The organism is Chitinimonas sp. (assembly GCF_041904975.1).
Classification (GTDB): domain Bacteria; phylum Pseudomonadota; class Gammaproteobacteria; order Burkholderiales; family Chitinimonadaceae; genus Chitinimonas.
Map to the genome: position 1 here is coordinate 1 of NZ_JAYRLZ010000241.1, position 6,484 is coordinate 6,484.

The window sequence follows — 6,484 nt, forward strand, 5'->3', positions numbered from 1 at the left end:
CCCATCTCCCGCAAGGGGTGAGGCAGCCGGGCAAACCGGGGCCAGCGCGTGTTGCGGCTGAGGCCGTTACTGTGAAGGCTGCTCTTCAGGCTGCTTGCGGAGCATGTCTGCCAAGCAGATTTCGACGCCCATCTTCAAGCCAAGCCTGCTTCAGATGTGGCGGCTTTGTCCGATTCAGTGGACTGGCCGGCAAGTGCGGCATGCATCCGCTACATTGGCGAGTACACTTTGCCAGCGGCAGGCGCACTATCTGCTTGGCACACATAATGATTATGCGAGGTTGAGAACATGCAGTTGCCTTTATCTGCACGCCCTATCGGCAGCTTGATCAGCTGGCTGGCTTTAGCCTGTGTGTCGCTCGCTGCCATGGCGACCAGCATCACCAGCGTCAGCGCCACCTCCGGGCGCTACAAGGCCGGCTCGGTAATTACCATCTCGGTCAATTTCAACGGCAATATCACGGTCAGCGGCAGCCCAACCCTTACCTTGAATCTGGCCGGCTCACCCTCGGCCAGCTGCGCCAGCAATGCCACGCCCAGCACCACCATAACCTGCAGCTATACCGTGCTGGCCGGCCAGAATATTGCAACGCTTGATTACGCCACCACCACCGCCCTCGGGCTCAACGGCGGCAGCATAGACGACACCACGCCTGCACCCGCCACGCTCACCTTGCCGGCAACAGGCGGCGGCAGCTCGCTGGCGGCCAGCGCAGTCGTGATCGACACCACCGCCCCCACCTTGCTGGGCAGCAATATCCTCACCAATAACAGCGTGCGCCCGAACACGGTGCGCCTGACCTTCAGCGAAGAGATGAATCAAGCGGCCGTGACCAATGCGGCCAATTTCTCCGTCAGCAACTCTGCCAACAACCTCACCTACTCCATTGCCGGCGCCACCGCGACGGCGGGCGGGGTCAGCCCGACCGTGGTGACCCTGACGCTGGCCGCAGCCAACCCGGCCAATACTGCCACCTACATTGCCAACACCGATGCAAGCGGGGTCAAGGTCACCTTGAACAGCGCCATCGCCGATCTGGCGGGCAATGCCATTTCCACCGCCAGTTACTACCAGGCCACCACCGCCCCGACCCTGGACGCTACCGTCCCCACCCTGCCGCCCGCCAATATCAGCATCAACAACAGCGCCAGGCCGCATACCGTCACGCTCACCTTTAGCGAACCCTTGCTCAATAACGGGCCGGTCAGCGATATCACCAAATACGTGCTGACCAATAATAGTGGCGCCATTACCTATCAGGTGGTGTCGGCCAGCCAGACTGCGCCGGGGGTGGTGACCCTGACCCTGGCGACGCCAAACCCGGCCAATACCGCTACCTTCATCACCAGCGCCGACGTCACCAGCCACCTTAAAGTCACCCTGCAAAACGGCATGTTCGATCTGGCCGGCAACGCGCTGGCCAGCGCCACCATTACCGAAGCCGGTGCTACCCACACCACCGACACGACAGCCCCTACCCTCAGCACCACCCTGACCATTGTCGACAGCACCCATGTACGGCTCAGCTTCAGCGAGCCGATGAGCAAGACGCTGGCCGAAACCGCCACCAACTATGCACTGAGCGGGGTAACTGGCTTTACCGGCAACCCGAGCGCCGCGGTGCTGGCCAGCAATGGCACCGATGTGACCCTGACGGTGGCAGCCCTGACCGGGCTGAAAACCGGGGACAACCTGAGCGTGACGGTGAGCCCATCGCTGCAGGATATTTCCGGCCGGGCCATGGCCGGATCGGCCGTTGCGACCGTCGCCGTGTCGATCGCACCTGCCTCGTTCACCTTTACCCCGGCCACCAAGCTGCCGATCAAGACCATCACCCAGTCCAATGCCATCACCATCAGCGGGCTGAATGCGCCTGCCAGCATTGCCGTGACGGCCGGCTCGGACAGCACCCTGCTGTGTGCGATAGCACCGGCCAGCACCGGCGTATTCGGCTCCTTTGCCAGCTGCGCACCGACGCCGGCGCTGACCATCAATAATGGCGATCAGCTCAAGCTGCAGCTCACCAGCGCCGCCACCGCCAGCACCACTATCAGCGGCGGCGTGGTAATCGGCGGAGTCAGCGGCATTTTCAGCGTCACCACCTCCGGGCCGGCCACGGTGCAGGGCAATATCACCTTCAGTGCACTCACCACCCTGACCGGCGTGGTCAGCTCACCCGACCCGGCCCTGTATGTCAGCGCCAACGGGGTACTGGTAGTACCCAACAATACCGCCCTGCCGGTGGCACTGACCCCGACCGCGCCTAACAATACCGCCGTGCTGGTGGCCGATGGCAGCAATATCAAGGTCAGCACTGCGTCAAGCAGCGTCACGGTCAAGCCGGCGGCCGGGAGCGATGCGCTATTCGTCACCAAGTCCTACACCATTGATGGCGTGCCCAACACCAGCCTGCTGGAGCTGGCCTCCGGCCGCGCCACCCTCAGCTATAGCGGGCCGGCGGCGCCGGTACTCAGCCTGCAAATGGGCAGCGGCACCGCCATCAAGCAGGTCTTGGTATCTGCCCCCTTGGTCGGGCAAGCCACCAGCGCGTCGCTCACGCTGGATGTGCAGCGCAATACCGACGGCAGCATGACCTTTGCGGTGATCAGCGGCGCCGCCAATCTGCGCCTGGCTTCGGCCGCGTCGGCCGTAGTCGCCGCCGATACCGCTTCGCCGCTGTACAAGAACGAGGTCGCCAGTCTGAATCTGCTGGGCAAGATCGCCAGCATCCGCGTCGGCTCGCTCGACGGCAAGGCGGGCGTGGTTGGCGACAATCTCGGCAATATCACCTTCCCCAGCAATGTCAAATCGCGCGCCAAGCTACCCAATCTGAACGCGCCGCTGGACCGCATCGACCCGGCGCTGCCCTTGTTGCAAACCCTGTTCGACTTTATCGGATCACGCACCACGCTATCGCAGAACTCACAAGGCACCTTCGGCAGCATTCCGCTGCTGCTCAACGGCACGCCGCTGTGGATCATTCCCTATGGTGACGTACTGGTCGACCCGACGCGCCCTGACGGCATCATCCTGGCCGACGATGGCCATTTCGAGGTGAGCCGCAACGGCGTGTATGTGAAGCTGACCACCAGTCCGAGCAGCCTGGCGCTGTTTGCCCAAGCGGTGCAGTCCACCTACCAGGGAAGCGTGGCCATTACCGAGGATGGCTCGATCGAGATCAACAACAGCGGCCAGACCCTGCTGATCAAACCCGACCTGGTCTCCAGCACGACAGACGGATTCACTGTCGGCCTGAGCCAGAACGCCAGCGGCGTACTGCAGTTCAACACCCTGGGCCGCAGCCAGCTGATGTATCCGCACTTCTACAGCCTGCCGCAGCTGATCTCCACCTTTTCCTTCCTCGACCCCAAGGCCACCACCCGAGACAACCTCGATGGCACGGTTACCGCCATCTTGCTGGGCAAACCATACACCCTGCGTCCGCGCTACCAGATCCTGGCGCCAATCGGCGGCATCCCGCCAGCACATCGCTCCGACCCATGGTGGATAGGCGACGATGGCTTGATCTACTTCAAATACCCGACCGGCTCGGCGCAGGGCTTTTCGGTGCAATAGTGCGTATCAGCGCTGAGCGGCCATTCCGGACTGTGCCAGCCACGGCCAGTGGCCGCTCAAGCAAGCTTTGGAAAAGTCATGGCAACGAAACTGGTTCGGGCAGGGAGGCGTCTGGCCGAACACGGTGCACGGCTGGCAGGCAAGATCCTGTCGCTGCAAGGTGGCGCTGTGTGCACTGCATGGCGCCCATTTGTCACGACGTCCGCTGGTAAACAGCACCAGCTGGGGGATGCCATAGTAGGAAGCGATGTGGCTCATGCCGCCATCCATGGTCATCAAGCATTCGGCGGTCGCAATGCGCTCACACACAGAGCCAAAGTCAATCTCGATGCTACGAAAGCGCTCGGGCTGCGTTTGCTGCAATGTTTCGGCCAGCGCGCGCTCGGCCGGCCCGGCGAGAACGGTAACCGGCCCGGCCGGCAAATAGCGCTGTGCCAGCACCAGCCAAGTCGCCGCCGGAATCGTACGGCTGGGCGAAGCCCCGCCGGCCAGCCCCAGAATCACTTCGCCATGACTGGCACGCAATCGCTGGCGCGGTGACAGGGGCACCGGTTCGCACTGCACGGCAGCTGCAAACAATCGCGAGAATGCTGCCACCTCATGCGTCAGGTAAGGGTCGTAAGCAACGCTCGTTGTGCCGGATATCGCCAGGCGATTGCTTGAAAAATGGAACAGCTCGCCGCCGGGCTTGAGTAAAGCCAGCGCCATCGCCTGTGCCAGGCCAAAGCGTTGCTCGGTATTGACCACCCGACGGTAGCGGCCAAAATCACCCGCGAGGCGCCAGGGCTGCCGGTCGTAACAGCGATAGGACAAGCCGAGGTGATCGGCCCATGGCGCCGAGCGACGCTCGATCAGCCAGTGCCAGTCGTGCGGCGCCATGCCAAGCGACTCCAGCGCCATGCAGCAGCAGATCAGATCGCCCATCCCGCCCGGCCGAATCACCAGCGCCGCCTCGTCCGGAGCACGACGCAGCTGCCGCAAGCCAGATGCCATCATGCCGGCAGAAGAGGCCAGCCAGGGGTCCAGCCGCTTGAGCCAGTCACCGGGCATGGTCATCACCATTCGCCCGCCGGCGCAGTCGCGCCATGATCACGGTATTGCCCGGCAGATAGGCTGCCGCCGAAGCCAAACCGGCCAGCGCCCCCTTGGGAGCACATAGCTGGCGTAGCCAGCGCGGCGCCAGCTTGCCATCCTGGGCGCGCATCTCCAGCCAGCGGTAGAGGGAAGTAACGATTTCATCGATGCCATAGCGGCCGAGGTAATCCACATCGAACCCGGCATGACTGGCCGCGGCGCGCAAACTGGTTTCGGTAAACTGGTGCAGATGGCGCGGCGGATCCCAGTAGTACCAGCTCTGCCCGAACAGGGGTCGTAGCCAGGCATGGAAATTCGGCACCACCAGCAGTACGGTATCAAAGCGCTGGCGTGCCAGATTGCGCAGGAACTGCTCGGGTTGATGAAGATGCTCCAGCACATGGCGCATCACGGCAAGCCGGCGGCCGCTACCCGGTAGCTCACCCAAGCCATCCGGGCGGCTTGCCACGGCATTGAAGTCGACTTGCCGATAAGCGATCTTTGCATGCTGCCAGTGACTGGCCGGGTAGCCGTCAAGTGCCAGCACCGAGGCCGCTTGTTCGGCCAGTACCGCCGCCGCAGCGCCATCGCCGGAGCCGATATCCACCACCAGATCGCCCGCACTCAGACGGCCCAGCAGGCGTAGCTCGCGCAGCAACAGTAGTCGCTGCAGGCGACGCGCCAGCGGATTGGCACGCCCATGCATCTTGGCGCCGGCCGGGGTCTGGTAGTAGCGCCAGATCTGCCCGACCGGCGGCGGCTCGGCAATAAAGCCGTGACCACAAGCCCGGCAGCACGCCAACATGAAATGTTCGCGGCTGACATAGTCGCGCAATACGATGTCATCGTCCGCCGCTTGCTGACAGATCGGGCAAGGCCGACGCTGCTTGTCATTGCCGACGCTCCGCAACTCAGGCATGTGATGCCGCCACCAGATACACCCCCAGCAAGATCACGGCTATACCAAGCCAGCGCAGCGGCGACACCGATTCATGCAGGATCAGCATGGCCAGGAGCGGCGTTACGGCATAGGAGCTGGCAGCCAGCGGCTGGACAAAGCTGACATCGACACGCCTGAGCAGATGAATCCAGATCAGCGACGGCGCGATATAGCAGCAAAGTCCTAGCCACAGCTGCCAGTTGCCAAGCAGGCGCAGCGCCGTATCCAGGTTGTACCCCGACTCGGCCCCGATGGCATTGGCACCGAGCTTCAACCAGATGGCCCCCATGCTGCCACACAGCACACCAGTCGCCACCAGTAGCCAGGAAAGCCAGTTCATCGCATGCGCTCCAGAATGAATACTGCCGATTCGCCGCTGCCGGCGGACAGCAGCAGACGCCCCGACAAAAACTGCAGAACAGTTGGCGTGGCATGCCATGCCAGATCAAGCCAGCGCGGAAAACCAGGGCGATATGGAAAATCCCATAGACCATCGGTACCTTCGGCAACTACCGCGAAGCCCCGGCTGGCGAACAGCGCCCGGTATTGCAGCCGGCTTTTCAGATTGATATGCGTCGCGTCGCGGTAAGCGAACCAACGCTCGGCCTTGATCGCCCGGCCGCGTCCGCCCACATCCGGCACCACGCACAAAACCCGGCCGCCCGGCGCCAGCATGCGCCGCCACGTCGCCAGCACCTCGTCAAGGCCTGCATCATCGATATGCTCAAGCACATGCAGGCAGCACAAGCCAGCAAAGCTGGCACTCGGCAAGTCGGCCAGCTGGCCATAGAAAGTGGCGCCGGGATTAAGGCCGCGTGCTCGCTCCAGCGCATAGGGCGAGCGTTCGAAGCCCGATGCGACAAAGCTGCGTCCCAAGCGCCGGACAAAATGGCC

5 protein-coding genes are annotated in these 6,484 nt (G+C 63.2%); 1 reads left to right on the forward strand and 4 read right to left on the reverse strand.

All coding sequences use genetic code 11. From position 1 onward, the window contains the following. Positions 1–288 precede the first annotated feature (288 nt). Positions 289–3,576 carry a beta strand repeat-containing protein gene (locus ACE3OH_RS17710; RefSeq protein WP_374356176.1) on the forward strand — a complete coding sequence of 1,096 codons (3,288 nt, stop codon included), beginning with the start codon at positions 289–291 and terminating at the stop codon, positions 3,574–3,576. 6 nt (positions 3,577–3,582) lie between these two features. Here the strand turns inward: ACE3OH_RS17710 and ACE3OH_RS17715 are convergent, their stop codons facing one another. From ACE3OH_RS17715 to ACE3OH_RS17730, 4 genes are all read right to left on the reverse strand, one after another. After that, entirely contained in the window at positions 3,583–4,632 is a 1,050-nt protein-coding gene (locus tag ACE3OH_RS17715) for a glycosyltransferase family 9 protein (RefSeq protein WP_374356179.1), read from the reverse strand. Next, positions 4,616–5,569, reverse strand: a complete 954-nt coding sequence (locus ACE3OH_RS17720) for a methyltransferase domain-containing protein (protein ID WP_374356182.1) — start codon at positions 5,567–5,569, stop codon at positions 4,616–4,618. The genes ACE3OH_RS17715 and ACE3OH_RS17720 overlap by 17 nt, the downstream gene beginning before the upstream one ends. After that, a complete protein-coding gene (locus tag ACE3OH_RS17725; RefSeq protein WP_374356185.1) occupies positions 5,562–5,930 on the reverse strand; it encodes an EamA family transporter in 369 nt (122 codons plus the stop codon). Before ACE3OH_RS17725 ends, ACE3OH_RS17720 begins: the two co-directional genes overlap by 8 nt. Further along, a partial coding sequence (locus ACE3OH_RS17730) for a class I SAM-dependent methyltransferase (protein ID WP_374356187.1) occupies positions 5,927–6,484 on the reverse strand: 558 nt, incomplete at its 5' end. The genes ACE3OH_RS17730 and ACE3OH_RS17725, both read right to left, overlap by 4 nt.